Annotated in this window: 23 protein-coding genes; 15 read left to right on the top strand and 8 right to left on the bottom strand. The window is 60.5% G+C overall.

All coding sequences use genetic code 11. The features are described 5' to 3' along the window. Positions 1-129: 129 nt before the first annotated feature. The 5 genes from rpsB to HMPREF2806_RS00780 all read left to right on the top strand — a co-directional run bounded on the left by rpsB (position 130) and on the right by HMPREF2806_RS00780 (position 4,618). Positions 130-957 (top strand): 30S ribosomal protein S2, encoded by an 828-nt coding sequence (gene rpsB / locus HMPREF2806_RS00800; RefSeq protein WP_010190382.1) that lies wholly within the window; start codon positions 130-132, stop codon positions 955-957. Positions 958-1,204: 247 nt separating this feature from the next. After that, positions 1,205-2,017: a translation elongation factor Ts gene (gene tsf / locus HMPREF2806_RS00795; RefSeq protein ID WP_070515657.1), complete on the top strand. Its 813-nt coding sequence runs from the start codon at positions 1,205-1,207 to the stop codon at positions 2,015-2,017. 248 nt (positions 2,018-2,265) lie between these two features. Continuing rightward, positions 2,266-3,003, top strand: coding sequence for a UMP kinase (gene pyrH / locus HMPREF2806_RS00790; RefSeq protein ID WP_046648054.1), 738 nt, complete (start codon positions 2,266-2,268; stop codon positions 3,001-3,003). A gap of 70 nt (positions 3,004-3,073) precedes the next feature. Continuing rightward, a complete protein-coding gene (gene frr / locus HMPREF2806_RS00785) occupies positions 3,074-3,631 on the top strand; it encodes a ribosome recycling factor (RefSeq protein ID WP_046648055.1) in 558 nt (185 codons plus the stop codon). Positions 3,632-3,763: 132 nt separating this feature from the next. Beyond that, positions 3,764-4,618 carry a phosphatidate cytidylyltransferase gene (locus tag HMPREF2806_RS00780; RefSeq protein WP_175973262.1) on the top strand — a complete coding sequence of 285 codons (855 nt, stop codon included), beginning with the start codon at positions 3,764-3,766 and terminating at the stop codon, positions 4,616-4,618. 3 nt (positions 4,619-4,621) lie between these two features. Here the strand turns inward: HMPREF2806_RS00780 and HMPREF2806_RS00775 are convergent, their stop codons facing one another. Then, positions 4,622-5,026 carry a LapA family protein gene (locus tag HMPREF2806_RS00775; RefSeq protein WP_046648056.1) on the bottom strand — a complete coding sequence of 135 codons (405 nt, stop codon included), beginning with the start codon at positions 5,024-5,026 and terminating at the stop codon, positions 4,622-4,624. A gap of 93 nt (positions 5,027-5,119) precedes the next feature. Between HMPREF2806_RS00775 and rlmN the strand changes: the two genes are divergently transcribed. From rlmN to HMPREF2806_RS00760, 3 genes are all read left to right on the top strand, one after another. Continuing rightward, on the top strand, positions 5,120-6,226 hold the full coding sequence (gene rlmN / locus HMPREF2806_RS00770; RefSeq protein ID WP_046648137.1) for a dual-specificity RNA methyltransferase RlmN: 1,107 nt from the start codon (positions 5,120-5,122) through the stop codon (positions 6,224-6,226). Between the two features lie 70 nt (positions 6,227-6,296). Then, positions 6,297-7,118: an ABC transporter ATP-binding protein gene (locus tag HMPREF2806_RS00765; protein ID WP_070515655.1), complete on the top strand. Its 822-nt coding sequence runs from the start codon at positions 6,297-6,299 to the stop codon at positions 7,116-7,118. Continuing rightward, positions 7,115-8,704, top strand: coding sequence for an ABC transporter permease (locus HMPREF2806_RS00760; protein ID WP_070515652.1), 1,590 nt, complete (start codon positions 7,115-7,117; stop codon positions 8,702-8,704). The genes HMPREF2806_RS00765 and HMPREF2806_RS00760 overlap by 4 nt, the downstream gene beginning before the upstream one ends. Before the next feature lie 84 nt (positions 8,705-8,788). Here the strand turns inward: HMPREF2806_RS00760 and HMPREF2806_RS00755 are convergent, their stop codons facing one another. Continuing rightward, entirely contained in the window at positions 8,789-9,238 is a 450-nt protein-coding gene (locus HMPREF2806_RS00755; RefSeq protein WP_070515651.1) for a DUF2631 domain-containing protein, read from the bottom strand. A gap of 154 nt (positions 9,239-9,392) precedes the next feature. On the opposite strand from HMPREF2806_RS00755, the gene dxr reads away from it, so the two are divergent. The 5 genes from dxr to map all read left to right on the top strand — a co-directional run bounded on the left by dxr (position 9,393) and on the right by map (position 15,885). Then, positions 9,393-10,583 (top strand): 1-deoxy-D-xylulose-5-phosphate reductoisomerase, encoded by a 1,191-nt coding sequence (dxr, locus tag HMPREF2806_RS00750; RefSeq protein WP_070515649.1) that lies wholly within the window; start codon positions 9,393-9,395, stop codon positions 10,581-10,583. A 15-nt stretch (positions 10,584-10,598) separates the two neighbouring features. Continuing rightward, the gene (locus tag HMPREF2806_RS00745; protein ID WP_070515647.1) at positions 10,599-11,807 is read left to right on the top strand and encodes a M50 family metallopeptidase; all 1,209 of its coding nucleotides are present in this window, start codon (positions 10,599-10,601) and stop codon (positions 11,805-11,807) included. A 64-nt stretch (positions 11,808-11,871) separates the two neighbouring features. After that, positions 11,872-13,035 carry a flavodoxin-dependent (E)-4-hydroxy-3-methylbut-2-enyl-diphosphate synthase gene (gene ispG, locus HMPREF2806_RS00740; protein ID WP_046648061.1) on the top strand — a complete coding sequence of 388 codons (1,164 nt, stop codon included), beginning with the start codon at positions 11,872-11,874 and terminating at the stop codon, positions 13,033-13,035. A gap of 57 nt (positions 13,036-13,092) precedes the next feature. Then, positions 13,093-14,943, top strand: coding sequence for a penicillin-binding transpeptidase domain-containing protein (locus tag HMPREF2806_RS00735; RefSeq protein ID WP_049155402.1), 1,851 nt, complete (start codon positions 13,093-13,095; stop codon positions 14,941-14,943). Between the two features lie 69 nt (positions 14,944-15,012). Continuing rightward, positions 15,013-15,885: a type I methionyl aminopeptidase gene (map, locus tag HMPREF2806_RS00730; RefSeq protein ID WP_046648064.1), complete on the top strand. Its 873-nt coding sequence runs from the start codon at positions 15,013-15,015 to the stop codon at positions 15,883-15,885. A 232-nt stretch (positions 15,886-16,117) separates the two neighbouring features. Here the strand turns inward: map and HMPREF2806_RS00725 are convergent, their stop codons facing one another. The 4 genes from HMPREF2806_RS00725 to HMPREF2806_RS00710 form a co-directional block, all read right to left on the bottom strand. After that, positions 16,118-16,519, bottom strand: coding sequence for a hypothetical protein (locus tag HMPREF2806_RS00725; RefSeq protein ID WP_070515645.1), 402 nt, complete (start codon positions 16,517-16,519; stop codon positions 16,118-16,120). Positions 16,520-16,554: 35 nt separating this feature from the next. Continuing rightward, entirely contained in the window at positions 16,555-16,971 is a 417-nt protein-coding gene (locus tag HMPREF2806_RS00720; RefSeq protein ID WP_049155406.1) for a hypothetical protein, read from the bottom strand. Positions 16,972-17,312: 341 nt separating this feature from the next. Further along, on the bottom strand, positions 17,313-18,698 hold the full coding sequence (gene mtr / locus HMPREF2806_RS00715) for a mycothione reductase (RefSeq protein ID WP_046648067.1): 1,386 nt from the start codon (positions 18,696-18,698) through the stop codon (positions 17,313-17,315). Between the two features lie 56 nt (positions 18,699-18,754). Then, complete coding sequence (locus HMPREF2806_RS00710; protein WP_070515800.1) at positions 18,755-19,768, bottom strand: alpha/beta hydrolase; 1,014 nt, start codon at positions 19,766-19,768, stop codon at positions 18,755-18,757. 300 nt (positions 19,769-20,068) lie between these two features. On the opposite strand from HMPREF2806_RS00710, the gene mqo reads away from it, so the two are divergent. After that, on the top strand, positions 20,069-21,571 hold the full coding sequence (gene mqo, locus HMPREF2806_RS00705; protein ID WP_070515644.1) for a malate dehydrogenase (quinone): 1,503 nt from the start codon (positions 20,069-20,071) through the stop codon (positions 21,569-21,571). A 274-nt stretch (positions 21,572-21,845) separates the two neighbouring features. Here the strand turns inward: mqo and HMPREF2806_RS00700 are convergent, their stop codons facing one another. Both HMPREF2806_RS00700 and HMPREF2806_RS00695 read right to left on the bottom strand, forming a co-directional pair. Next, on the bottom strand, positions 21,846-23,234 hold the full coding sequence (locus HMPREF2806_RS00700) for a protein adenylyltransferase SelO family protein (RefSeq protein ID WP_070515642.1): 1,389 nt from the start codon (positions 23,232-23,234) through the stop codon (positions 21,846-21,848). Continuing rightward, complete coding sequence (locus tag HMPREF2806_RS00695; RefSeq protein WP_046648070.1) at positions 23,227-24,042, bottom strand: PhzF family phenazine biosynthesis protein; 816 nt, start codon at positions 24,040-24,042, stop codon at positions 23,227-23,229. The genes HMPREF2806_RS00700 and HMPREF2806_RS00695 overlap by 8 nt, the downstream gene beginning before the upstream one ends. Before the next feature lie 51 nt (positions 24,043-24,093). On the opposite strand from HMPREF2806_RS00695, the gene HMPREF2806_RS00690 reads away from it, so the two are divergent. Then, a complete protein-coding gene (locus HMPREF2806_RS00690; protein WP_198531300.1) occupies positions 24,094-25,407 on the top strand; it encodes a DUF4921 family protein in 1,314 nt (437 codons plus the stop codon). Positions 25,408-25,461 lie beyond the last annotated feature (54 nt).

The raw sequence follows: 25,461 nt of genomic DNA, 5'->3' as shown, positions 1-25,461 counted from the left end.
AGACAGTCCGTGGTTGACGTGGTCCCCAGGATAATGGGGTGTTAACCAGGGCCTTCGTTGCTAGGGTGCGGGATAAAACATCGCACAATCTTTGCAAAACCGAAACAACATATAGAAAGCGAGCGAAACATGGCAGTCGTAACCATGCGCGAGCTCCTCGACGCTGGTGTCCACTTCGGTCACCAGACCCGTCGCTGGAACCCGAAGATGAAGCGTTTCATCTTCACCGACCGTAACGGCATCTACATCATCGACCTGCAGCAGACGCTGACCTACATCGATGAGGCCTTCGAGTTCGTGAAGGAGACCGTCGCACACGGCGGCACCATCCTCTTCGTTGGTACCAAGAAGCAGGCTCAGGAAGCCGTTGCTGAAGAAGCTTCCCGCGTTGGTATGCCGTACGTGAACCACCGCTGGCTCGGTGGCATGCTCACCAACTTCCAGACCGTCTCCAAGCGCCTGAAGCGCATGAAGGAGCTGCAGGCTATGGATGCAGCTGAGGACGGCTACAAGGGCCGCACCAAGAAGGAAGTTCTGATGCTGACCCGCGAGCGCACCAAGCTGGAGCGCGTCCTGGGCGGTATCTCCGATATGACCAAGGCTCCGTCCGCACTGTGGATCGTTGACACCAACAAGGAGCACATCGCGGTCAAGGAAGCCCAGAAGCTTAACATCCCGGTTGTTGCCATCCTGGACACCAACTGCGACCCGGATGAGGTCGACTTCCCGATTCCGGGCAACGACGACGCTATCCGCGCCACCAAGCTGCTCTCCGGCATCATCGCCACCGCTGTGGATGAGGGCAAGAAGGCTCGCGAGGAGCGTCAGCTTGCACAGGCCAAGGAGGCTGCCGGCGACACCGCTGAGAAGGACGCCCGCGACGCCGCTGAGGCTGCCGCTGCGTCTGACCCGGCTTCCGCTGAGAAGTCCGAGGACGCCGAGAAGTCCGCAGAGTAATCTGCATACCTGAAGCCCCCGTACCGCGCGGCGCCTACTGTCCGCGGAGATGGGGGCTTTTTCTCACGTGTTTTCCGAAGCTTGCGAAGGCGCGTGACACACCACAGGGGTGAAACACCACGCAGAGGGTTTCCTCCGTTGGGGGAGTGGGAGAAAGCTAACACCCCCTCAACGCGACGTGGTGGTAGCGATTCAGCTACGCTATTTCAACGAATACCGTTTAAATCCAAGGAGGATCGCTCCAACTATGGCGAACTACACTGCTGCAGACGTAAAGGCATTGCGTGAGGCCACCGGCGCCGGCATGCTCGATTGCAAGAAGGCTCTCGACGAGTCCCAGGGTGACTACGACAAGGCCGTTGAGTACCTGCGCATCAAGGGCGCAAAGAACGTGTCCAAGCGCGCTGAGCGTGAGGCAACTGAGGGTCTGATTGCTGTCTCCGGCAACACGATGGTGGAGATCAACTGCGAGACCGACTTCGTGGCCAAGAACGAGGCTTTCAAGTCCTTCGCTGCCAAGATCGCTGAGGCTGCTGGTGAGGCCAAGGTCAACTCCGGTGAGGAACTCAACAACCTGGAGATTGACGGCAAGAAGGTTTCCGAGGTCGTCGACGAAGAGTCCGCAAAGACCGGCGAGAAGCTGCAGGCCCGCCGTGCCGTCACCATTGAGGGTGACAACGTAGCTGTGTACCTGCACCAGCGTTCCGCTGACCTGCCGCCGGCAGTGGGTGTCCTGGTGTCCTACGAGGGCAACGCAGAAGGCGCTCACGCAGTCGCTCTCCAGATCGCAGCTATGAACGCTGAGTACCTCACCCGCGAGGACGTTCCGGCTGAGATCGTTGAGAAGGAGCGCGAGATCGCTGAGGCCACCACCCGTGAGGAGGGCAAGCCGGAGGCTGCCCTGCCGAAGATTGTGGAAGGCCGCCTGAACGGCTTCTACAAGTCCGTGGTCCTGCTGGAGCAGGCAGCACTGTCTGACTCCAAGAAGACCGTTAAGCAGGTCGCAGACGAGGTTGGCACCACCATTACCGGTTTCGTCCGTTACGAGGTCGGCGTCTAAGCGCTTCTGAAGCTTTCGCAGTCATGGCCGCATGTCGTGCGGCGGCTGCCTTCCGTTCCCTCCTCCACTCCTATTCCCTACGCCGTGTGGCCAAAGGAAAGAAGTGGGGGAGGGAGTTCGCTGTTTTAGCCTGCCCCTGAGGGTGGGGCTCGCACGCAGCTGAGTATTAGCAAGCGGCTTCCTATGGTTAAGATGGAACAGAATTATTCAAGCGCTTAACTGAAGCGTCGCCATGCGTGAAGGAGACGATGAAGACCGTGACCAACCCTGAACCGAAGCGAACCGGATACAAGCGAGTCATGCTCAAGCTGGGCGGTGAGATGTTCGGCGGTGGCAAGGTCGGCATCGACCCTGATGTGGTAGAAAACGTCGCCCGCCAAATTGCCGAGGTGGCGCAGCAGGGTACCGAAATCGCCGTCGTTATCGGCGGCGGTAACTTCTTCCGCGGCGCCGAACTTTCCCAGCGCGGCATGGACCGCGCGCGCTCCGACTACATGGGCATGCTCGGCACCGTCATGAACTCCCTGGCGCTGCAGGACTTCCTCAAACAGCAGGGCATCGACTGCCGCGTGCAGACCTCCATCAACATGGCCCAGATCGCTGAGCCCTACCTCCCGCTGCGTGCCGACCGCCACTTGGAAAAGGGCCGCGTCGTCATCTTCGGCGCCGGAATGGGCATGCCGTACTTCTCCACCGATACCACTGCGGCGCAGCGAGCCCTAGAGATCGGCGCGGAAGTCCTCTTCTTGGCCAAGGCAGTCGACGGCGTCTATTCGGCCGACCCCCGGACCAACCCGGATGCCGAACTGTATTCCGAAATCACCCCGCGTGAGGTTATTGAGAAGGGTCTGAAGGTGGCCGATGCTACCGCGTTCAGCCTCTGCATGGACAACAATATGCCGATTTTGGTCTTCAACCTCCTCACCGAGGGCAACATCAAGCGTGCCGTCAACGGCGAGAAGATCGGCACGCTGGTTCAGTCCTAGTACAAATGGGCTGCGACCTGCTAAATTCTTTCCCAGAACTTTTGACTATTTCAAGGGAGTTGTAACCCTCATGATCGACGAGATCCAGCTCGAAGCTGAAGAGCACATGACCGCTTCGGTAGAGCACACCCGTGAGCAGCTGCTCACCATCCGCACCGGCCGCGCCAACCCGTCCATGTTTAACGGCTTGGTCGCTGAGTACTACGGGGTTCCGACCCCTATTACCCAGATGGCCACCATCTCGGTCCCTGAGCCGCGCATGCTGCTCATCAAGCCTTATGAACAGTCCGTGATGAATGAGATTGAGAACGCGATTCGCAACTCGGATCTGGGCGTGAACCCGACGAACGACGGTCAGGTACTGCGCGTGACCATCCCGCAGCTGACCGAGGAGCGCCGCCGTGACATGGTCAAGATGGCCAAGAGCAAGGGCGAGGACGGCAAAATTGCTATCCGCAACATCCGCCGCCGTGCCATGGAGCAGCTGAAGAAGCTGCAGAAGGATGGCGACGCGGGTGAGGACGAGGTTATCGCCGCCGAGAAGGAGATGGAAAAGATTACGTCCGGCTACATCGAGCAGGTGGACCAGCTCGTAGCCAACAAGGAAGAAGAGCTCATGGAGGTCTAGCCTCCGCGCTCACAGAGTTTTGACTTGCCGCCGCGCCAGGCACCGACCAGCACGGCGGTCTTTTCTGTGTAGACCTTGACTTACCCCACGATTGAATGAGGAGCACGCGTGAGCACTGAGCACTCGAGCCGAATGCCCAAACCCAAAAACTCCGCGGGTCGAGACATGCCCGCGGCGATTGCCGTTGGCGTTGGTTTGGGCGCGCTCGTTGTCTTTGCGGTGTGGGCCGGGCCCCTTGTGTGGTACCTCGTCGTAGCCACAGCGCTGGGCCTAGCCATGTGGGAGGTCCTTACCAGGCTGCGGGAGCACTCCTACTACGTCCCGCGGACATTGCTCATCGTCTTGGGACAAGCCATGGTGTGGGTCTCGTGGTTCCTCAATGCTTCTGGCCTCGTCGCGGTTTATGTGGTTGCGGTCTTGGCGCTCATGTTCGGCCGCCTCTTTCACAACGGCAGACATCGCCCCCCGATCAACTATTTGCGCGATATGTCCGTGGGTATTTTCGTTCTCACCTGGATCCCACTTTTTGGCACTTTTGCCGCGATGCTTTCGCGGGTGGAGACCCCCTTCGCCTCGGGGGCGGCGTCGATTGTCGTGTTTATGCTCTGCGTCGTCGCCTCCGACACCGGTGGTTTCATCGCCGGCGTGATGTTTGGATCGCACCCCATGGCCCCCGCGGTGAGCCCCAAGAAGTCGTGGGAGGGCTTTGCCGGCTCGGTAGTTTTCGGCACCCTGACCGGTGCATTGAGTTTCGCGTTCCTGCTGCACCACACTCCATGGGTGGGCGCGCTCATGGGCCTCGGGCTCGTTTTCTGCGCCACCCTCGGTGACTTGGTGGAGTCTCAGTTTAAGCGGGAATTGGGCATCAAGGATATGTCTGCCTTGCTGCCCGGTCACGGCGGCATCATGGACCGCCTGGATGGCATGCTGCCATCCGCGATGGTCACGTGGGTGGCAATGAGCTTCCTGACCACCCTGGCGCCGTAGGTCTTAGCGGCGCGCTTGCTTGCGTACCTGGCGGCGCAACTCGAACATGCGCCAGCCGCCCACCAGGGCCATAATGAGCGCGCCGGCAATGGCGCAGATGAGGTAAGTGACACCGGCGGGGAACTGCACTGACCAGTTAAGGAAGTTCAGCGGTACTTGGTGCTGGTTCTGCAGGATGAAGATGATAAGGACGATGAGCAGCAAGAAGCCCACGATGAGGGCAATCCACGTGCTGGCGGCGAAGGAGCCCTTGACCTTTCCGTCATTTTTATTGTCATAGTCGGTTGCGCGCGGAGCCGGCTCCACCGCACCGCCACCGGAAGTGGTTTCCGCAGACAGGTCGGTCAGAGGCTCGTCGGCCGGAGCGGTGGTGCGGAATTCCTCAGGGGAGTTTTCTGGATTCGTCATGCATCTATTAAATAGGTTGAGATGTCACTTTCGCCACTCCAGCAGAGCTTAGATTGGATAATGTGGCCGAAAACGTGGAAAATGGGCTCTACCATGGCTGAACCACTGAAACTGAATTTCTCTGCTCCGCGCCGCGGGCTACCCCCGAAGCACTTCGCGGACCTGACCGAGGCCGAGCGCATTGAGGCGCTCGCGGAACTTGGCCTGCCTAAGTTCCGGGCAAAGCAGCTGGCCAAGCACTACTACGTCCACCACACCGCCGATGTTTCCGAGATGACGGATATCCCGGCTGCCTCCCGTGAGGCAGTCCAGGAGCGTTTGTTCCCCACGCTCATGCAACCCATCCGGCAGACTTCCACCGACGACGGCGAGACCACCAAGTCCCTGTGGCGTTTGCACGACGGCACGCTGCTGGAGTCCGTGCTCATGCGCTACCCAGGGCGCGCCACCCTGTGTATCTCCTCCCAAGCCGGCTGCGGCATGGCCTGTCCGTTCTGCGCCACCGGCCAGGGCGGGCTGGACCGCAACCTGTCCACTGCGGAAATCGTGGAGCAGTTTAGGCATGCTGCTCGCCTCATGGAAGAGGAAGGCGGGCGCTTAAGCAATGTTGTCTTCATGGGCATGGGCGAGCCGCTGGCCAACTACAAGCGCGTGGTTCATGCGGTGCGCCAGATTACCGGACCTGATCTCAGCGGCTTCGGCCTGTCCCAGCGCAACGTCACTGTATCGACGGTCGGCTTGGCCCCGGCCATCCGCAAGCTCGCGGATGAGGATTTGTCCTGCACCCTCGCAGTGTCCCTGCACACCCCGGACGATGAGCTGCGCGATACTCTCGTGCCTGTCAACAACCGCTGGCCGGTCGAGGAGGTGCTCGACGCCGCCAAGTACTATGCCGATAAGTCTGGCCGCCGCGTCTCCATCGAGTATGCGCTGATCCGCGATAAGAACGATCAGGATTTCCGCGCCGACATGCTGGGCCGGAAGCTCCATGCGGCGCTGGGCTCCAAGGTTCACGTCAACGTCATTCCGCTTAACCCCACGCCGGGTTCCGAGTGGGACGCCGCTCCGAAGGCGCGCCAGGACGAGTTCGTTCGCCGCGTTATCGCGCAGGGCGTGCCGTGCACCGTGCGCGATACCAAGGGCGATGAAATCGCTGCGGCCTGTGGCCAGCTTGCCGCCGACGAGCGCGAGACCGCTTAAGGGCTCTGCTTACAGTTTCCTAACGATAGTTTTTCGGAGAACAAAGCATTAATGGTTCTTGATACCGTTAATGCTTATGACTCATCCTTATCGTGCGGACTTAGCCGCTGATCCGCGCACCCAAGCTCTGGCGGTGCGCGATCTGCGCAAGTCCTTTGGTTCTCAGATCGCTGTCAATAGCCTCAACCTGGATGTTCCACGCGGATCCATCTACGGGATAGTGGGGCCCAACGGTGCGGGCAAGACCACGATGCTGACCATGGCCTGTGGCCTCCAGCGTCCCGATTCAGGCTCCAGCTTCATCGCTGGTCACAATGTGTGGGAGGAGCCCATTCCCGCCAAGCGGGCCATGGGTCTGCTCATGGATGGTGCGCCGGTCTTTGACCGCCTCACGGGCGCTGAGTATCTCCACTACCTCGGTGCTTTGCACAAGCTGGAACGCGCCGAGTCGCTGCGCCGTGCGCAGGAGCTTCTCGACGCCCTCTCCCTCTCCGATGCCGCCGACAAACGCATCGCGGATTATTCCGCCGGCATGACCAAAAAGATCCTCTTGGCCGGCGCTGTCCTGCACAACCCAGAGGTGCTCATCTTGGATGAGCCGCTGGAAGCCGTGGATCCGGTCTCCGGGCGCCTCATCCAGCAGATGCTGCGCGCCTATGCTGCGCGTGGCGGCACGGTTATTTTGTCTTCGCACGTCATGGAGCTTGTTGAGGGTCTATGCGATCACGTTGCGATCATCAACGGCGGCCAAGTCATCACCGCAGGCCACGTTGAGGATGTCCGCCAGGGCCAAAGCCTGAGCGATCTGTTCATCGCGGCCGTTGGGGGACGGGATCTGGACGTCTCGAAGTTTGGGTGGCTGCGCTCCCCGTCGGCAGGTGAGCGCGAATGACGTCCACTCTGTTCAGGCTTCACCGCACCCTGTGGTGGCGCAGTGTCGCCTCCAACCCGTCGACGCTCATCATGGGGCTGATGATGCTTCTCTACGGGGCTATCGGTCTCGTTTCGCTCGCCTTCATGGTGTATTCCGATATCACCACCCCGGGTCACGGTTACCAAGCGCTGACCGTCGGGGTGGCAGGCGGCATGCTCATCTACGTTCTCCTCGCTCTTTTCATGCCGGCGGGGGAGAACCAGTTGAGCCCGACAACCCTGGGAGCTCTTCCTCTGACTCCCCGCGAGGTTCTTCCGGGCCTCTTCCTTTCCAGCTTGTTGACTACCCGCGCCATCATGTCGGTTGTCTTTTCCCTGGTATATGCGATCATCGGCAGCATCTTCCTTATACTGACGGGGCCTGGGTGGGCCGCAGTGCCCTTCGTCGTCGGCATGGTTCTGTCGTGTGTCACGACCATTATCTTCGGCGAATGCCTTGGCCAAGTGGCTTCCGCTATCGCAGATTCCCAGAAATCCCGCACCCAAATCGCGGCGATGGTGGTTATGGGCCTGCTCGTCTTTGGCATGCTGCAGGCGCAGAGCGTCTTGGAGTCTTTGCCGCCGCTAAACACGGTAGGCGCTGTCAGCGCCTGGACCCCGTTTGGCGCAGGGGTGGGGTGGGCGCTCGCGCTTGCCGACGGCCAGCTCATCACCGCCCTAGCCCAACTACTGATCGCGGTGGCCAGCCTTGGCCTGTTGGCATGGGTGTGGTCCCGTCAGATAACCGGCCTCATGCGCAATCCGGGAGCGGGTGGTGACGCAGCCAGCGAGGTGACGGGCAAGGGAGTATCCAAGTTGGAGTTGGGCGCGTGGTCTTATTCCAGTCCGGCGGCGATGGAATATACCCGCGCGTTGCGTTATCTCACCCGTGACAAGCGGCAAACAGGCATGCTGTACATGATGCCTCTGTTTGGCGTGGTGACGCTCTATCAGCTGTGGAAGGGCGAGGACTTCACCGCCTATTTTATGCTGTGCTTCAGCGCAATCGTGCTCTCTTCGCTCTTGGCTAATGATTATGGCTTCGACGGGCCATCGAACTGGGTCCACATGGTGGCGCCGGTTGCCCCGCGCACCATACTTCATGCGCGCCACCTCGCACACGTGACTATTCCTTTGATTGGGTTTGTTCTGCTTGCCGTAGTGGTTCTTGTCTTTGGTGATGACGGCACCTTGGGCATGGTGAGCACAGCTGTGGCCCTAGGAGTATTTATCTCCACGGCGGCGGTGGGCTTGGGCCTTACTGTGCTTAACCCATATCCCTTGTCCGCCCCTGGGCAGAACCGGTGGAATGATAAATCTGGCTATTCCGCTGGTGCTTTTCTCACTGCGTTTGTCGGCATGCTGTTGGTGTGGGTGCCCGCGCTTCCGGGGATCGTGGTTTCTGCCCTCGTTTACGAGCGAGGAGGCTGGCTGCTTTACGTTGCAGTAATGGTTTCGCTGCTGGTTCCGGCGCTGGTTTACGCCGTTGTCTGGCGCTTCGCTGGAAACAGAGCACAAGAGCGAACCCCGGAAATCTACGCGGTGGTCAACCGATACGTGACCTAGGAGTGAAAGAGATAAAACAAAGCTCCCTTTCTGCAGGCCATCCGTGAACTGCAGAAAGGGAGCTTTGCGTAAAGCGAAGAAGCGTTAGTTAGCCACCGGCTTGGCAGCGTGGCGGCCTTCGGTCACATCACGAAGGTGGGCAACGCGAGAAGGCTCGATGTTGAGGGCACGCAGCTCATCATCAGTCAGGGAAGCGTAGACGTTGTGAACGGTCTTCTGCTCGTATGCCCAGTCCGGCTCCTCGTGGCCTACCGGCTTGTTACGGGCGGTCAAGGTGCGCACCTGGGAGAGCTTCGGCTGCAGGGCGTAAATCACCAAACCGAGGGCGATAAGGACTGCCAGAGTGATCAGCCAAATCGTCTCCACGTGGCCCTTGTGGTTACCAAAGTTATAAGCAAGCAGGAAGACGACGGACGTCCAGCCGGCGATCTGTACGCCCGAGCGGCTGATGCGGGACCAACCGAAACCTGCGGACGGGACGTCATCGGTGGATACGCCGTCGAAAACCTGCGATGCCGGCTTGTGGGAAGACACTTGCTCTCCTTTGCGTGTACATGCAGCTCACCCTGGATAGAACTAGTTGAGTCGAGCGAGCGCACGAAAAATGCCAGTTATTCTGTGTAGTAGTTTAAATGATCCTGCCGACAACCGCGATTAAACACCCCCGCCTTTCGCTATCGGAGCACCTATGACTCCGGCTAGTGTGAACAGGGTGAGTACCCAACGCATTCTGATTCTCGGCTCTACTGGCTCGATTGGCACCCAGGCTCTGGACGTTATCGCGGATAATCCAGATAAATTCACAGTCGTGGGTATCGCTGCCGGTGGGTCCAACCCACAGCTCGTTATTGAGCAGGCCCGCGCTCTCAACCTTTCGTTTGACCACGTGGCCGTCGCTAAGCCCGAGGCGGCCCGCACCGTTTCCGAGGCTCTCGGCGGCGCTGTGCTGTCGGGCCCAGACTCCGCAGAACAACTTGTCAAGGCCATCGATGCGGATAAGGTTCTCAACGCACTTGTTGGATCCATGGGCTTGGCCTCCACCATCGCCACCTTGGAGAAGGGCGAGCTGTTGGCGTTGGCGAACAAAGAATCCCTTGTCGCCGGCGGCTCCATCGTCACCCGCTTGGCGGGGGAGGGGCAGATTATTCCGGTGGATTCCGAGCATTCCGCCATGGCGCAGTGCCTGCGTGCGGGCAGCGGTGTGGAGCTCGAGCGCCTCGTTCTTACTGCCTCCGGTGGTCCTTTCCGTGGCTGGACCCGCGAGGAGATGTGGGATGTCACCCCGCAGCAAGCAGCGCAACACCCGACGTGGTCGATGGGGCAGATGAACACCCTGAATTCGGCGACTTTGGTGAATAAGGGCCTTGAGCTCATCGAGGCGACCTTGCTGTTCGACATCCACCCGGACCTTATTGATGTCACCGTTCACCCCCAATCCATCGTGCACTCCATGGCCACCTTCACCGATGGCTGCACGATTGCGCAGTGTTCCCCGCCGTCGATGAAGCTGCCGATCTCGTTGGCGCTGGACTGGCCACACCGAGTACCCGGCGCTCAGCCGGCGTTGGACTTTTCCGCCGCTCATGACTGGCGCTTCGAGCCGCTCGATGACGAAGCCTTCCCAGCCGTTCGCCTTGCCCGCGAGGTAGCCGCTGCCGGCGGCACGCATGCCGCTGTATATAACGCTGCGAACGAGGAGGCAGCAGCGGCTTTCCTGGCGGGTCGCATCCACTTCCCGGAAATTGTTGACGTGGTTAGCCACGTCGTGGGTCAGGCCTCGGAGTTCGCTGGTGTACCCTCTAGCGTCGATGATGTCCTCGCCGTGGAAGGTGAGGCCCGCCGTCGCGCAAATGCGTTGGTGGATTCACTCGCTCGTTAGAAAGCCGTCTACTTTATGGCAAATGTCCTCGGCATAGTCCTCTTCGCCTTGGGGATCGGCATTACCGTTGCCCTGCACGAGGCCGGCCACATGTTCACCGCCCGTGCCTTCGGTATGCGTGTGCGGCGTTACTTCATTGGCTTTGGTCCGCGCGTCGCATCCTTTACGCGCGGCCACACCGAATACGGCCTCGCAGCTCTTCCAGTGGGTGGCTTTTGCGATATCGCGGGCATGACGGCGCAGGATGAGTTCCTCACAGAGGAGGAAGAGCCCTACGCCATGTACAAGAAGCCGGCGTGGCAGCGCGTCATCGTGCTGGCCGGCGGCATCACGGTGAACCTCTTGTTGGGTTTCATTATCCTGCTGCTCATCGCCATGACCACGGGCCTGCCCAACCCAGACGCGGATGTCCGTCCGCGCGTTGGTGAAGTGTCCTGTGCTGTGAACCAGAAGGCTGACGGCACCCTAGATTCCTGCCAAGGGCTGGGCCCAGCTGGTGAGGCGGGCGTGGAGTCCGGGGATATCGTCCTAGCACTCAATGGCGAGACCATGGACTCCTTCGCGCAGCTGCGCGATACGGTCATGAACTATCCCGGCGATACCGTCACCCTCACCGTTGAGCGCGATGGCGAGCCGCGTGACTTCGACATCACACTTGCTACGGTGACTCGACTCAACGCCGAGGGGCAACTGGTGGAGGTCGGCGCCATCGGTATGAGCAACCAGATTATCGATATCAGGGAGACCTACTCCTTCGTTGATGCCTTCCCGGCGACCGCCCGCTACTCGGGCTATGCGCTCAACGCCACGGTCCAAGGAATCGCGCAATTCCCAGCGAAGATCCCGGGCGTGGTGGCCTCCATCTTTGGGCAGGAGCGCGATGTTAACGGACCAATGTCCGTGGTGGGAGCCTCCCGGGTGGGCGGCGAGTTGGTCGAGCGGAGCCTGTGGTCATCCTTCTTCATGATGCTGGCCACCCTCAACTTCTTCCTCGCGCTGTTTAACCTCATCCCACTCCCGCCGTTCGATGGCGGCCATATCGCCGTCATCATTTATGAGAAGATCCGCGACGCCCTGCGCCGCCTCATGGGCAAGGACCCGAAGGGGCCCGCGGATTACACCAAGCTCATGCCGGTGACCTATGTGCTGGCTTTCCTCCTCATGGCGGTGGGTGCTCTCATCATGATTGCGGACGTGGTTAACCCAATTCGGCTGTTTGGCTAGTGATCCACCTGCGGTGCGCGGTGCTAGAGTAGGGGCGTTAAAACCCAATTAGCAAGGAGCACACATGTCGACCCCTATTGGTCTTGGAATCCCCGACGGCCCGCCTCCCACCCTGGCGCCGCGCCGCAAGACGCGTCAGCTCATGGTTGGCCAGGTGGGCGTGGGCTCTGATCACCCGATTTCAGTGCAGTCGATGACCACGACGAAGACGCACGACGTCAACGCCACCCTTCAGCAGATTGCCCAGCTGACCGCATCGGGCTGCGACATCGTTCGCGTTGCCTGCCCGAAGACGGTGGACGCGGAGGCTTTGCCGGCGATTGCCAAGAAGTCTCCGATCCCCGTGATCGCCGACATCCACTTCCAACCCAAGTACATCTTCGCCGCCATCGACGCCGGCTGCGCTGCCGTGCGCGTCAACCCGGGCAACATCAAGGAATTTGATGGTCGCGTGAAGGAAGTCGCCAAGGCGGCGGGCGATGCCGGTATTCCGATTCGCATCGGCGTCAACGCAGGTTCCTTGGACAAGCGCATCATGGAGAAATACGGCAAGGCAACCCCAGAGGCCCTCGTCGAGTCCGCACTGTGGGAAGCTGGCCTCTTTGAGGAGCACGGCTACGGAGACATCGCTATTTCCGTAAAGCACAATGACCCAGTCGTCATGGTAGAGGCCTACCGTCAGCTCGCCGCTCAGTGTGACTACCCGCTGCACCTTGGCGTCACCGAGGCCGGCCCCGCATTCCAGGGCACCATCAAGTCTTCGGTTGCTTTCGGCGCCCTGCTTGCCGAAGGCATCGGCGACACCATCCGCGTGTCCCTCTCGGCGGATCCGGTGGAAGAAATCAAGGTCGGCGACCAGATCCTGCAGTCCCTCAACTTGCGCCCGCGCAAGCTGGAGATTGTCTCCTGCCCGTCCTGTGGCCGCGCACAGGTGGACGTCTACAAGCTGGCCAACGAAGTCACCGAAGGCCTCGACGGCATGGAATTCCCGCTGCGCGTGGCCGTCATGGGCTGCGTGGTGAACGGCCCGGGCGAGGCCCGCGATGCAGATCTCGGTGTGGCCTCTGGCAACGGCAAGGGCCAGATCTTCGTCAAGGGTGAGGTCATCAAGACCGTGCCCGAATCCAAGATCGTGGAAACGCTCATCGAAGAAGCAATGCGCCTGGCAGAAGAACAGGGCCTGGAGGCCGTGGAAGGCGCCAAGGCTGAGGTTCGCGTTACCAAGTAGCACGCCTGCGGTGTGGGGTGGCCGCCGCGCCGCCCCAGGCTGCTACGCTGCCCAAGCATGAAGAGGTTCGTGGCGCTGCTGGGTGCGGTAGGTTTCGCGGCGTCGTCTGTGGTGGGATGTACCCCCAAGCCGGTGTCCGCACGCCCAATTGCAGAAGAGTTTCTCGAGAGCATGGAAACTCGCAACAACGAAGAGCTGGTGCAGCTGATCGACGATGGCTCGACCGCCACGAACACCCTTGACGCCACCTTCGCGGGCCTGCAAGCAGAGGGCCTCGACGTCGAACTGACCGGGGTAGATCAGGAAGAGGCTCAGGCCACCGCGCACTATTCAGTGACGTGGACTCTGCCGCGTAATCGTTCCCTCCGCTATGACACGTCTATGGCCTTGACTCGCAAGGACAAGGACTGGACTGTCCGCTGGCAGCCCAGCATCATTCACCCCGATCTCGGCGCGCACCAGCACCTCGAGCTGCGCTCAGTCGCGCCGAAGCGCGCGGGCGTGGTCTCCTCCGATGGCGTTGAGCTGATGTCACCGGGGCTGCAATACCGCCTTGTTGTCGACACCGACGCTGTTGATGACCCGCGCCCGCTGGCAGCTAAGGTTTCCGGCGCTTTGAGCCAAGCGCATCGGGAGGATGACTCCATTCCGGAGGTTGATTCTGGCGAACTTGCTACAAACCTCGAAGGGATCGATGGTTCCTATTCGGTCACCATGCTCAACGAGGCCCAGGCAGCGAGGCTGCGTCCCGTTCTGGAAAACCAGAAAGGGATTCGCTTCAATGAGGAACCGGCGCTCATCACTCGCGATACCGGCCTGGCACCCGACATCCTCTCCCGTGTACGATCCATGGTTTCTGAAGAAGTCGATGGCAAGAATGGTTGGTCCGTCTCTGTCGTGAACGAACACGGGGCTGCGCTATCCGACGTCGAGTATCACGAGCCCGAAGCGGCTCCGTCCATCAAGGTTTCGCTGGACTATGACGTTCAGCGTGCTGCGCAAGAAGCCATTAATCTGCACCCCGGGTACGAGGCCATGATTGTGGCCATGCGCCCCTCCACGGGCGAAATTCTGGCCGTGGCGCAAACCCCGGAAGCAGATAAGAAGGGCGACATCGCCCTCCAAGGCCAGTTCCCTCCCGGATCGGTCTTCAAGATTATTACGGCCTCGGCGGGCGTCGACAAGCAAGGCCTGTCCACAGATTCCATCGTGCCCTGCCCGGGCACCATGGATCTGTACGGGCGCACCGTGACCAACTACAACGGGTTCTCGCTCGGCTCGGTACCGCTGCGCCAAGCCTTTGCACAATCCTGCAACACCACGTTCGCGCAGATCTCGACCGACCTCCCCAAGGGTGAGCTTCGCGACGTGGGCAAGCAATACGGGCTGGGCATCGACTACGAGGTGCCGGGGCTCTCGACGATTACCGGTTCGATCCCAGAGGGAGAAACCCCGCTTGAACGCACGGAAGCGGGCTATGGCCAGGGCCTTGACCTTGTCTCTCCCTTCGGCATGGCGCTTGTTTCTTCGACGGTAGCGGCTGGCAAGACCCCGACGCCGACTCTCATCGAGACACGGGAGACCAAGGTTTCCGAGGAGGTCTCCGCGCCGAGTGAGGAGACGCTGAATCAGGTACGGGACATGATGCGTCAGGTGGTGGCGAGCGGTACTGCGGCGGGTATGCAAGCACAGGGAACCATTTATGGAAAGACCGGTGAGGCAGAAATCAACGATGGCTCGCACGCGTGGTTTACCGGCTTCCGCGATGACGACATTGCTTTTGCCACACTCGTGGTGTTGGGCGGTGGCTCGACGATTTCCGTCAACATCACTGATAACTTCCTACAGCGTTTGGATGCCCTCCGCGCGGAAGGCCACGGCGAGGTTGCTCCCGCACAAGAGCAGTAGCGCGCGCTCATGAGCGTGCCAATGGTGCTCTTTGTCGGGTGCTGGGGAAGAGGGCTACCATGAGTAGTTATGACTAAGCGCGCGATGCTGAAACAAGAAAAAGATACTCCAATCCGCACGGTACCGAAGGATATCGAACGCCCAGAGTACGTGTGGAAGGATACGGTCCAGGAAGCGCAGGGCGAGCCGTTTGTGCAGACCCCGGAGGTCATTGAGGCTATGCGTGAGGCCTCACGCATAGCGGCCAACGCTCTGCAGGAAGCCGGAAAGGCTGTGGCTCCCGGTGTGACCACGGATGAGATTGACCGCGTTGCGCACGAGTATATGTGCGATCACGGTGCCTACCCGTCGACGCTGGGGTACTTGGGCTTTCCGAAATCCTGCTGCGTGTCCCTCAATGAGATTGTCTGCCACGGCATCCCGGATACCACGGTGATTGAGGATGGCGACATCGTCAATATCGACGTCACTGCCTTCAAGAATGGTGTGCACGGCGATACCAACGCCACCTTCCTCGCCGGCAATGTCTCGGAGGAGCACAAGCTGTTGGTGGAGCGCACGAAGGAAGCGATGATGCGCGGCATCAAGGCGGCGAAGCCCGGCCGTGAGATTAACGTTATTGGTCGCGTTATTGAGTCTTATGCCAATCGTTTCGGCTACAACGTGGTTACCGATTTCACTGGCCACGGTGTAGGCCCCACCTTCCACAACGGCCTCGTCGTGCTGCACTACGACTCTATGACCTACCGCGACATCCTTGAGCCAGGAATGACGCTGACCATCGAGCCGATGATCAACCTGGGCTCGCTGGACTATGAGATTTGGGACAACGGCTGGACCGTCCAGAACACCGATGGCAAGTTCACCGCCCAGTTCGAGCACACCATCGTTATCACCGATGACGGCAACGAGATCCTTACCCTGCCTGGTGAACTCGACTAGCTAAGAGGCGGTAAGGCTCGGTCTTAAGACAGTACCTCTTAAGACGCACAGAGCTGCCCTTGTTGACGAAAGTGCTCCGGATTCTTCAAAGGATCCGGAGCACTTTCGTCAGTTTGGAGGGGGTGCGTGCGCCCGTTGCGCCAGAGGTCGGAGATAGACAAAGCGCCCACCTCCGTAAAAGGAGATGGGCGCTTTCTAAGGCGCTGAGCTAATCAGCGAGTCCGCGTACTAATTAGCGGCGGAAGATCGGGTCCAGCACGTGTGCCGGGATGATGTGGTTGTACACAGCGAAGTTGTACGCAGCGAACAGGGCACCTGCAATGGCGGAGCCGATAGCAGCGTAGGTGCCCTCACGCCAAGCCTTAGCCCAGGTCGGGTTGGTGGTGCCATCAGCGGTGTTCTCGCCGAAGAGGTCGGCGCCGGCGACCTTCTTGTCACCCTCGGTAGCGTCGCCCCACTTGGAGGACAGGGTAGCGTCGCTGTCGTCCTTCTTGACCTTCTCGTTTGCGGAGGACAGCTCGGAGGAGAGGGAGGTTTCCTCGGTGTTCTCAGCAGCGAAAGCAACGGAGGTGCCAGCGAAAGCAACGGAGGCGGCGGTTGCAGCAGCAACAGCGGCGGTGCGGAAGTTACGCATGAAGTTTAAGCCTTTCGGAAAGTGTGTGGGGCGTCTTAGAAGGACGGGCCGTGGACGAAGAAGTTGTAGACCACGCCGATGAGGCCGGCGATGGAAGCGACGGCGCTAGCAACGCCTACGCCGTAGAAGGTCTTGGCCCAGGTCGGCTGGTCGCCGATGGTGGTGCACTCGCCAGCTTCGCCCTCATCGCAGTGCTCAGACTTGGAGGAACCAAAGATGGCACGGCCGTCAGCCTCGGTGCCGATGTTGTCGTCCTCGTCGACGTTGAACCAGCCGCCAACCTTGGAGGACAGGGAGCCCTCAGGCTTGTCGTAAGGCTGACCGCCCTTTGCGTCTTCGACAGCTTCGGTGGTGTTGGAGCCGTCGAAGGTGGCTGCGGTGGCAACGGTGGAGCCGCCGAAGGCAACTGCGAGAGCGGTAGCGCCGGCGAGGGCTGCATTGCGGATACGCATATCAAAATTCCTTAATGTCGTACGTGCAAGGCCTCCTGGCGGAGGAGCCTCGATTCACAGGGATAGGGATGAGTTTGGTATCCCCAAAACACACTGAGCCGACAGAGACCATCGACTCGTTCCGGTGTCTGTATAAAACCTATCCAACGGTCAGCCAAAATGCACGCTAGTTGGAGCGTTCTTTTACGCAAGCGGCAGGGGTACCCCCAAATTGGGTTAAACCCTGAAAGCTGGCTGAGTGATGTTGCGGGCGTTAAGGCGGCCTTGTAATGCCAATAGATAAATAAGGGGAAATTAGTTCAAGGGTAGTGTGAAAAAAATCACTGAACGATCTGTAACGATCACTCTAGCCACTCTAGTCCCAAAACGGCATTTTCGACGACCTCCGGCAACGCCGGGTGGATCCAATACTGTGAACGGGCGAACGTGCGCATGTCGAGGCCGCAGCTCATTGCGGTGATTAACTGTTGTATGAGAGTGGAGGCTTGCGGGCCCATGAGGTGAGCGCCGAGGAGCTGACCGGTCGAGCGGTCGGCCACGAGCTTGCAGACGCCCGTTGAATCCTCCATGGCCCAGCCATAGGCGACATCGCCGAAGTTCTGTACCTTCACTGTGACGTCGTAGCCCTGCTCGCGGGCCTGGGCTTCGGTGAGGCCCACGGTCGCAATCTGCGGGTGGGTGAAGACGGCGGCGGGAACGTGCTCGTGGGGCATGGGCTGAAGATCCTCTGGGTGCAACAGATTGTGCTGCACTGCTCGCTGCTCCGCGTTGGCGACGTGCTTGAGCATGTAGGGCGAGGAGACGTCGCCCAGCGCCCACACGCCCTCACAAGTGGTGCGGCCGTACTCGTCGACCTTGATGCGTCCGTCCTCGTGCATCTCGATCCCACTGGCGGAGAGATCCATCAGGTCGCCGTTAGGCTGGCGGCCGGTGGCGACAAGGATTGCCTCTGCTTCCAGGACGTCACCGTTATCCAAGGTGAGGCGCACACCGTCTGCGGTTTCTTCCACCGCCGTGGCGCTACCGATGCGGACATCGAAACGCTCTCGCAGGATGTCGTTGAAGCGTGAGCGTAGCTCTTCATCGAGGAAGCGGAGGAATGTCTCCGAGCGGTTGACCACGGTTACCTTGGTGCGCAGGCCGTCAAAGACATGGGCGAACTCCATAGCGATGTAGCCACCGCCGACAACGATGAGGCTGCGGGGCTGCTTATCCAGGCGCATGATGTCTTCGTTGGTATGGATCGGGGCAGTTGCGCTGGCATAGGGCTCAGGTAGTACCGGGCGCGAACCGGTAGCGATGACGATGTTGTCGCCAGTGATAATGTCATCGCCCACCTGCAGGGTCTTTGGTCCGATGAACCGCGCGTGTTGGTCAAAGACCGTAATATTTGGGGTCTCCTCGCCGCGGCGGTACTCTTCGCCGCCTTGGGCGATCAGATCAATGCGGTTGTCGAAGACGCGCTTGACAATGCCCTCCCAGTCCACAGCGTCCACGTGGGCGCTGACGCCAAGGCGCGTGGCTTCACGCGCAGCAAGCGCAACGTCGGCCGCATAGACGTACATTTTTGTAGGGATGCAGCCCACGTTGAGGCAGGTACCTCCGAAGGTTCCCTTTTCAATGATGGCGATAGATTTATCGTCAAACTCGGGGGAGGGGATGGAGTTTCCCGACCCGGTGCCAATGATGACGAGATCAAAGTGCTGTGCAGAAGTCATGGCGACCATTCTAAAGGTTCTACAGCCGCGGCTTCTGGAGGTCGAAGAGCGCGCAGCGCGCACACTTATTGAGCACGCTGTTCTGCGTTTATCGGTGCAACGACGCGAAGCCACTCGGCCGCGGAATTCAGCGCGTCCTCCAACGGTTCGGGCCGAGAGAGGAAAAGGTCGTGGCGGCCATCTTTGACGACGTGGAGGGTGTAGCGCGAGCTCAGCTCCTTAGCCCAGCGCTGGCTTTGCCGGACATCGACGACGACATCGGCCGTGTTGGAGGACTCGTTATAGGGCTGATCAAGTTGCGAGCGCGCCGAGGTCATCGTCAGCAGTGGAACTCCAATGGTGATACGCCCGGAATGGATGGCGTCGAAGCCGTGGAAAACAGCAGCGACCCAGCCCAAGTATTTCGCGTGCCCGCCCAGCGGTTTCAAGCGGCGATCAAAATCCCACTCGCCCTGTTCGTGGGAATGGATGGATTCTCCGTAGGTGGTGAGATCCCCGGCGGGTAGTTCGACGCGTGGAGCGATAGCAGCGCCGGCATAAACTATGCGCTTGACCACCTCATAAGCGCCGTCCGACATTCCCATCATGGCCAGCCACGGGCTGTTGAAAACGACACCGGCGATACGGCTGAAACGCGCGGGGTCGTGGCGGCGAAGACGATCAAGCCACAGAGCGATGATGGTGCCGGCGGTGGAGTGTCCCATGATGACGACACGTGGGTTGGGGAGGGCGTCGAGGGCCGCGTTGAGGTCGGCATCGTAATACTGCACATCACTGATGTAGTGCCAGGTTTGTCCCTCCTGGCGGGAGCGACCACATTTGCGCAAATCGACTGCATAGAAGGCGTAGCCGAGCTCATAGAAGTAGCGGGCAACGTGCTCGTGGAAGAAGTAGTCTGTCATGCCGTGGACCCACACTAGGGCGGGGCGATCGTCGTGGGCGTTGGCGGCGGGGCAGTAGCGCACGAGAGTCGCGCAGACATCGCCTTCACCATCGGGATCGGTGCCGAGCTCGAGCGTGGCAGCCTGAAAGTCTGGGCCGAGAAGATCTTCTGACCATTCGAGTTTGTCAAATGTCATGGAGCTCATGATAGGTCGTGCGGTCAGATCCGTCCGGATGGGCGGGGAGCTGAGCTGATATGCCCTGCACCTCAAAAGGGGTGGTGGTTTGGGATTCGGGCATTTATGTTTCGAGGAATGCCTATTTCGCAGGAAGGGGCGTAAGGTGGAATTAATGCTTGACGGATCTTCCTGAGTGGAGGTCTGTATGCCGGCTTGGCCTTAGCATCGTCGAGCGCTTTCTCACCGCGCCCTGCGCACCCACATGCGCAGGGCATTTGACCACATCGAATACATCGACTCTAAGAGGTAATAAGTACAGTGTCCTCCGATAAGAAGACAGCACAAGTAGTAGACGAGGTTGAGGTCGCACTCATTGGTGCAGGTATCATGAGCGCCACCCTCGGCGCCATGCTGCGTGAACTCGAGCCCAGCTGGACTCAGATGGTGTTCGAGCGCTTGGACGGTCCTGCTCTTGAGTCCTCCTCCCCGTGGAATAACGCCGGTACGGGCCACTCTGCACTGTGCGAGTTGAACTACACCCCGGAGAAGAACGGCCGCATTGACGTTTCCAAGGCCCTGAACATCAACGAGAAGTTCCAGGTTTCTCGCCAGTTCTGGTCCCACCAGCTCAATAACGGCATCCTCACTGACCCGAAGGCCTTCATCAACCCGGTTCCACACGTGTCCTTCGCGCAGGGCTCCATTCAGGTGGATTACCTGAAGCGCCGCTTCGACGCGCTGAAGGACAATCACATGTTCCCCAACATGCAGTTCAGTGATGATGACGCCACCTTCCAGGAGAAGCTGCCCCTGATGTCTGAGGGCCGCGATTTCGGCTCCCAGAAGGTGGCCATCTCGTGGACCGATGCCGGTACTGACGTTAACTTTGGCGCCCTGGCTAAGCAGTTCTTCACCGCAGCTAAGGCAGCAGGCACCGAGATCCGCTACGGCCACGAGGTCGTCGATATTAAGCGTGACGGTTCCAAGTGGCGCGTGGTAGCAAAGAACCTGCACACCGGTGATTACGAAGCTGTCCATGCCAAGTTTGTCTTCGTCGGCGCTGGCGGTTACGCGCTCGATCTGCTGCGCAAGGCAGGTGTCCGTGAGGTCTCTGGTTTCGCGGGCTTCCCGGTCTCTGGCCTGTGGCTGCGCTCCAAGAACCCGGAGCTGGTCAAGCAGCACCACGCCAAGGTCTATGGCAAGGCTGCCGTCGGTGCTCCGCCGATGTCCGTGCCGCACCTGGACACCCGTGTCATCGACGGTGAAGAAGGCCTGCTGTTTGGCCCCTACGGTGGCTGGTCCCCGAAGTTCCTGAAGAAGGGCTCCTACCTGGACCTGTTCAAGTCCATCCGTCCCGACAACATCACCTCTTACCTGGGCGTGGCAGCACAGGAGTTTGGTCTGACCAAGTACCTGGTGACCGAGGTCCTCAAGGACTTCGACAAGCGCGTCGAAACCCTCAAGGAATACGTCCCGAGCGCCGATCCGGCCGATTGGGAGACCGTCATCGCTGGCCAGCGCGTCCAGGTCATTAAGCCGGCGGGCGCACCGCAGTTCGGCTCCCTGGAGTTCGGTACCACCCTTATCAACAACCCCGAGGGCAATATCGCCGGCCTGCTCGGCGCTTCCCCGGGTGCCTCCATCACCCCGGCCATCATGGTCGAGCTGCTGGAGCGCTGCTTCGGTGAGCACATGATTCAGTGGGGCGACAAGATTCAGGAGATGATTCCGTCCTACGGCACCAAGCTCTCCAAGGACAAGAAGCTCTACGAGGAGATGTGGGAGTACACGCAGAAGACCCTGCAGCTTGAGTCCAAGTAGTCTCGTTTCGCTTCGCAGGTAACTCTCAGTAACTGGCAGGAAGCGTCCAGTGCATCGGAACGCTTCGCCAAGGAGGATGCTCCATACTTATGTTGTGCGTTTGAGAGAGCGCATGCGAGAGATAGAGAGAACCCCAGCCGCGCGGGGCGGTCGGCCTGAGAAACCGACCGGGAGCGCGGCAGTGAAAGATAGAGACACACCACCGCCCCGAGACTCCGTTTCCTTTCCTACGGAGAACTCGGGGCGGTGGTGTGTTCCCTTCTGTTTTGCACTCTTAGGTGCCGCAGTAGGTGAGATAGCCCTCCGTGCCACCGGGCTGTTCATAGTCCGGTGCGGGGTCGAAGGGGTGGGTCGTGGCCTGGAGAAGGCGGGAGAACTCATCAAGATCGCCCAGCGCGGCTTCGACCAGACGCGGGCGGGGAATCACGCGCGGCACGGTTCGCTCGAGTCGCGCAACGTCGGGGCCACTCGCGCAGTAGGCGTCAACGAACTGCGTGCTCGCGAACGCCTCATAAGCGGCTGCCGGTGTACCTGCCGCGGCGCTGACGAGAGCTCGGTGGGCCTGTGTGAGGTCAGGGCTCGCCTCAGCGAGTGCGGTGCTGTAGTCCTGAATAAGCTCTTCAGGCATCTGCAAACGCTGCAGGGCTTCGACTCGCCGTGCTTTCTCGAAGCGTTCCGCAAAGGAATTGATGGCCTCCTGCGCCCAAGCGAGGGCGGAGTCAGGGGAGTCGTCGAGAAGCGGCAGCAGGGATTCAGCGAGCCGCGCGAGGTTCCATCCCACCATGTCGGGCTGGCGGCCAAAGCGGTAGCGGCCCAGCGTATCGATGGAACTAAACCAGGTATCGGGATCATAGTTTTCCAGGAATGCGCAGGGGCCGTAGTCGATGGTCTCGCCCGATAGCGTGGTGTTATCCGTATTCATCACGCCGTGGATAAAGCCCAGCTGCATCCATCCGGCGACCGTAGCGGCCTGCGCATCCATGGCACGGATGAACAACTCCTGATAGTCGGCACCGGGGTAGTGGCGTTCAATGGTGTAGTCAGCGAGCTGTTCGAGCATTCCGGGCCGCTGGGACTGCGCGGCGAAGTGAAAGGAGCCGACGCGAATGTGGCTTGCGGCTACGCGCACCAGCACGCCCGCCTCCTCCACCACTTGGCGTTGAATGGGGCGGCCGGTGGCAAGGACCGCGAGGGGCCGAGTAGTGGGTACCCCCAGGGCATGCATCGACTCGGAGAAGAGATACTCGCGCAGCATCGAGCGCAGTGTGCCACGACCATCAGAGCCGAAGCGCGAGTACGGTGTGGGTCCCGTCCCCTTGGCGTGCAGATCCCACAGACCTGCCGGGTTATGGGGAGCGGTGGGGCCTGTGACCTCTCCCAGTAGGAGAGCGCGGCCATCACCCATGGATGGGTTGTACTGCCCGAACTGAAAGCCGGCGTAGGCCATGGCGTGGGGAGCGATGGGGCCGCGGCCGAGGAGAAACTCCACGCCTTCGTCGCTGCGCAGCCAGTCTGGGTCGAGCCCGAGCGCAGAAGCCAGCTGTTCATTGAGCACCACGATCCGCGCCGCGGGCTGTTCCTCCCCTCGGGCCTCGGCGACGAGGTGGGGTAGGCGGTGGGCGAACTCAGTGTGCAGCTCGAAGGGAAGGGAAGGTTTAGGCATCGCGGGACTCCAGAGTGCCACGGACGCGCACGTGGGCGTTGCCGCCCACCCAGATGTTCTCGCCGTCGTCATCGATGAAGACTCGACCAGCGCGTCCTACCTGGCCACCTTGGGCCGCGGTGTAGCGAGCAGGAACTGCATTTTTAGCGCGGAGGAATTGGGCAGCCCCGCCGTTGAAGGAACCGGTGACGGGATCCTCGAAGTGCCCGGTAATGGCTCGTACTTCATACGCGGGGGCATCACCACCGGTGAGGCCGACCACGCCGACCTTCACGCCAGGCGTGGGCGTGGGGTTGAGTCCGCGCACAGCCTCGGCGGAATCCAGCTGGATGAGGCGCCATCCGGGGCCGTTGTCTACCCAGCCGGAGTCAACGATGCGGTCGACGTCAACTCCGAGAACTGCAGCTGCGTCGGCTCGTTCGGCATCGCTGAGAGCCCCCTCGCGCACCAAGGGCGGGGTAGCGAAGGCGAAGCGTCCGTCCTCCTGGCGCACGGTGACCAGGCCTACACCGCATTCCTGAATTAAGGTGCCGCTTTTTTCAAGCAGCTCTGCTGCCACCCGGGCGGTGCCCAGTGTGGGGTGGCCGGCGAAAGGAAACTCTTCGTAGGGGGTAAAGATCCTCACGCGGTAGTCTGCGCGTGGATCCGTAGGCGAGCACAGGAACGTCGTCTCAGAGAAATTGGTCCAGTGCGCGATGCGCTGCATCTCTTCGGTGCTCAAGTCATCGGCATCAGCGACCACGGCGAGAGGATTTCCGCTGAACGGACCAGTGGCGAAGACATCTACTTCAAAGAATCGGTGCTGCATGGACCCCAAGCCTAGTCGCACCGGTGGGTGCGGAGGTCTACGCTGGGCTGCATGAGCGAAGCACTCTTTAGCCGCGTCGAGCCCATCCAAACCATGGCTGATGGGACCGTCAAGCAGGTCAACCCCTTCTCCGGAACGGAGGTGTGGACGGTGCCTGGCCGCGGCAACCGCCCGCTCGCGCATCCGGCACAGGACCCGCAACCGCTGGCGACCGATGCTTTCACCCACACCTGCGCCTTTTGCTCAGGCCGCATGCTGGATACCCCGCCGGAAAAATCCCGTATTCTGGCTTCGGGGGAGATTCAGCGCGGCCTCCTTCCTCACGAGCTGGATGAGTCCGTACCAGCCTTTCGCCGCGTGCCCAACCTTTTTGAGATCGTGTCCTATGACTATTGGCACGAGAACTATGGCTTCACCATGGCCCCCGACGTGGCCCGCCACAAGGAGCGCTACGAGTCCGACGAAGCTGGGCGCCTGCATGTGCTCAATGTGGTGCGCACCAAGCTCAAGGCGGCGGGCAAGGATGCCGCGCTGGACGACGACTCTTTGCTCGCCCTCGCCGATGGCTTCTTCGGAGGTGGCCACGACGTCATCATTTCTTCGCGCCACTTTGTGGAGGGTGCGGTCGATGATAGTCAGCTCGCGTCCTCCGGCACGCTGAGCCCCGATGAGCACTTCCTGCTGACAACATTCACTGCGGAATCGACGCGCGAGCTCTACCAGCGCAACCGATATGCCTCTTATGTCGCCGTGTTCCAGAACTGGCTAGCACCGGCGGGCGCATCCTTCGACCACCTGCACAAGCAGCTCGTCGCTATTGACGCCTTAGGTATGGCTGCCCACCAGGAAAACGCGATTCTGCGGGCGCACCCGAATATGTACAACGATTGGGCGGTTGGCTACGCGGCAAAGCGCAACCTCGTTATTGCCGAAAACGACTATGCGGTTCTCTTCGCCGGCTTTGGCCACCGCTATCCCACACTGGAGATCTTCTCCAAGTCGCCGCGCTGTGAGCCCTGGGAGCAGACCCCCGGTGAGGTACGCGGGATGTCGGACCTTATCCACGCAGCGCATGCCGCTGTGGGTCCGGATGTGGCCTGCAATGAAGAGTGGCACCACCGCCCGCCCAGCGTGGATCTGCCGCAGCCGTGGCGTGTGATGATCAAGCTCAGGGTATCGACCCTGGCCGGTTTTGAGGGCGGCACGAAGGTGTACATCAACACCATCGATCCCTGGGGATTGCGCGATCGCATCGTGGATGCCATGTTCCGCCTGCGCGAGCGCGGCAAGATTGCCTCCGGTATCGCGATTGCCACTGAGTGCGAGCTCAAGCGCAACAGCTTGCGCTATAACCCATTGGTTTGAATGGCCCCGCTTCTCCGGAGGCAGATAAATTGATAAATAGATAAATCGGCGAGC

The organism is Corynebacterium sp. HMSC076G08 (assembly GCF_001811515.1).
GTDB lineage: Bacteria > Actinomycetota > Actinomycetes > Mycobacteriales > Mycobacteriaceae > Corynebacterium > Corynebacterium hiratae.
The sequence above is the reverse complement of the archived record's forward strand: the minus strand, read 5'-3'. Positions and strand labels throughout refer to the sequence as shown.

What these genes read in the sequence shown, in the direction of transcription:
- HMPREF2806_RS00690 (WP_198531300.1), top strand. Translation starts at nt 24,094, where the DNA reads ATGAGCGAAGCACTCTTTAGCCGCGTCGAGCCCATCCAAACCATGGCT.
- map (WP_046648064.1), top strand. Translation starts at nt 15,013, where the DNA reads ATGACTAAGCGCGCGATGCTGAAACAAGAAAAAGATACTCCAATCCGC.
- mtr (WP_046648067.1), bottom strand. Translation starts at nt 18,698, where the DNA reads ATGGTCGCCATGACTTCTGCACAGCACTTTGATCTCGTCATCATTGGC.
- dxr (WP_070515649.1), top strand. Translation starts at nt 9,393, where the DNA reads ATGACTCCGGCTAGTGTGAACAGGGTGAGTACCCAACGCATTCTGATT.
- HMPREF2806_RS00725 (WP_070515645.1), bottom strand. Translation starts at nt 16,519, where the DNA reads ATGCGTAACTTCCGCACCGCCGCTGTTGCTGCTGCAACCGCCGCCTCC.
- pyrH (WP_046648054.1), top strand. Translation starts at nt 2,266, where the DNA reads ATGAAGACCGTGACCAACCCTGAACCGAAGCGAACCGGATACAAGCGA.
- HMPREF2806_RS00780 (WP_175973262.1), top strand. Translation starts at nt 3,764, where the DNA reads ATGCCCAAACCCAAAAACTCCGCGGGTCGAGACATGCCCGCGGCGATT.
- HMPREF2806_RS00775 (WP_046648056.1), bottom strand. Translation starts at nt 5,026, where the DNA reads ATGACGAATCCAGAAAACTCCCCTGAGGAATTCCGCACCACCGCTCCG.
- HMPREF2806_RS00710 (WP_070515800.1), bottom strand. Translation starts at nt 19,768, where the DNA reads ATGACATTTGACAAACTCGAATGGTCAGAAGATCTTCTCGGCCCAGAC.
- tsf (WP_070515657.1), top strand. Translation starts at nt 1,205, where the DNA reads ATGGCGAACTACACTGCTGCAGACGTAAAGGCATTGCGTGAGGCCACC.
- rlmN (WP_046648137.1), top strand. Translation starts at nt 5,120, where the DNA reads ATGGCTGAACCACTGAAACTGAATTTCTCTGCTCCGCGCCGCGGGCTA.
- HMPREF2806_RS00720 (WP_049155406.1), bottom strand. Translation starts at nt 16,971, where the DNA reads ATGCGTATCCGCAATGCAGCCCTCGCCGGCGCTACCGCTCTCGCAGTT.
- HMPREF2806_RS00765 (WP_070515655.1), top strand. Translation starts at nt 6,297, where the DNA reads ATGCTTATGACTCATCCTTATCGTGCGGACTTAGCCGCTGATCCGCGC.
- frr (WP_046648055.1), top strand. Translation starts at nt 3,074, where the DNA reads ATGATCGACGAGATCCAGCTCGAAGCTGAAGAGCACATGACCGCTTCG.
- HMPREF2806_RS00700 (WP_070515642.1), bottom strand. Translation starts at nt 23,234, where the DNA reads ATGCCTAAACCTTCCCTTCCCTTCGAGCTGCACACTGAGTTCGCCCAC.
- HMPREF2806_RS00735 (WP_049155402.1), top strand. Translation starts at nt 13,093, where the DNA reads ATGAAGAGGTTCGTGGCGCTGCTGGGTGCGGTAGGTTTCGCGGCGTCG.
- HMPREF2806_RS00760 (WP_070515652.1), top strand. Translation starts at nt 7,115, where the DNA reads ATGACGTCCACTCTGTTCAGGCTTCACCGCACCCTGTGGTGGCGCAGT.
- ispG (WP_046648061.1), top strand. Translation starts at nt 11,872, where the DNA reads ATGTCGACCCCTATTGGTCTTGGAATCCCCGACGGCCCGCCTCCCACC.
- HMPREF2806_RS00745 (WP_070515647.1), top strand. Translation starts at nt 10,599, where the DNA reads ATGGCAAATGTCCTCGGCATAGTCCTCTTCGCCTTGGGGATCGGCATT.
- rpsB (WP_010190382.1), top strand. Translation starts at nt 130, where the DNA reads ATGGCAGTCGTAACCATGCGCGAGCTCCTCGACGCTGGTGTCCACTTC.
- HMPREF2806_RS00695 (WP_046648070.1), bottom strand. Translation starts at nt 24,042, where the DNA reads ATGCAGCACCGATTCTTTGAAGTAGATGTCTTCGCCACTGGTCCGTTC.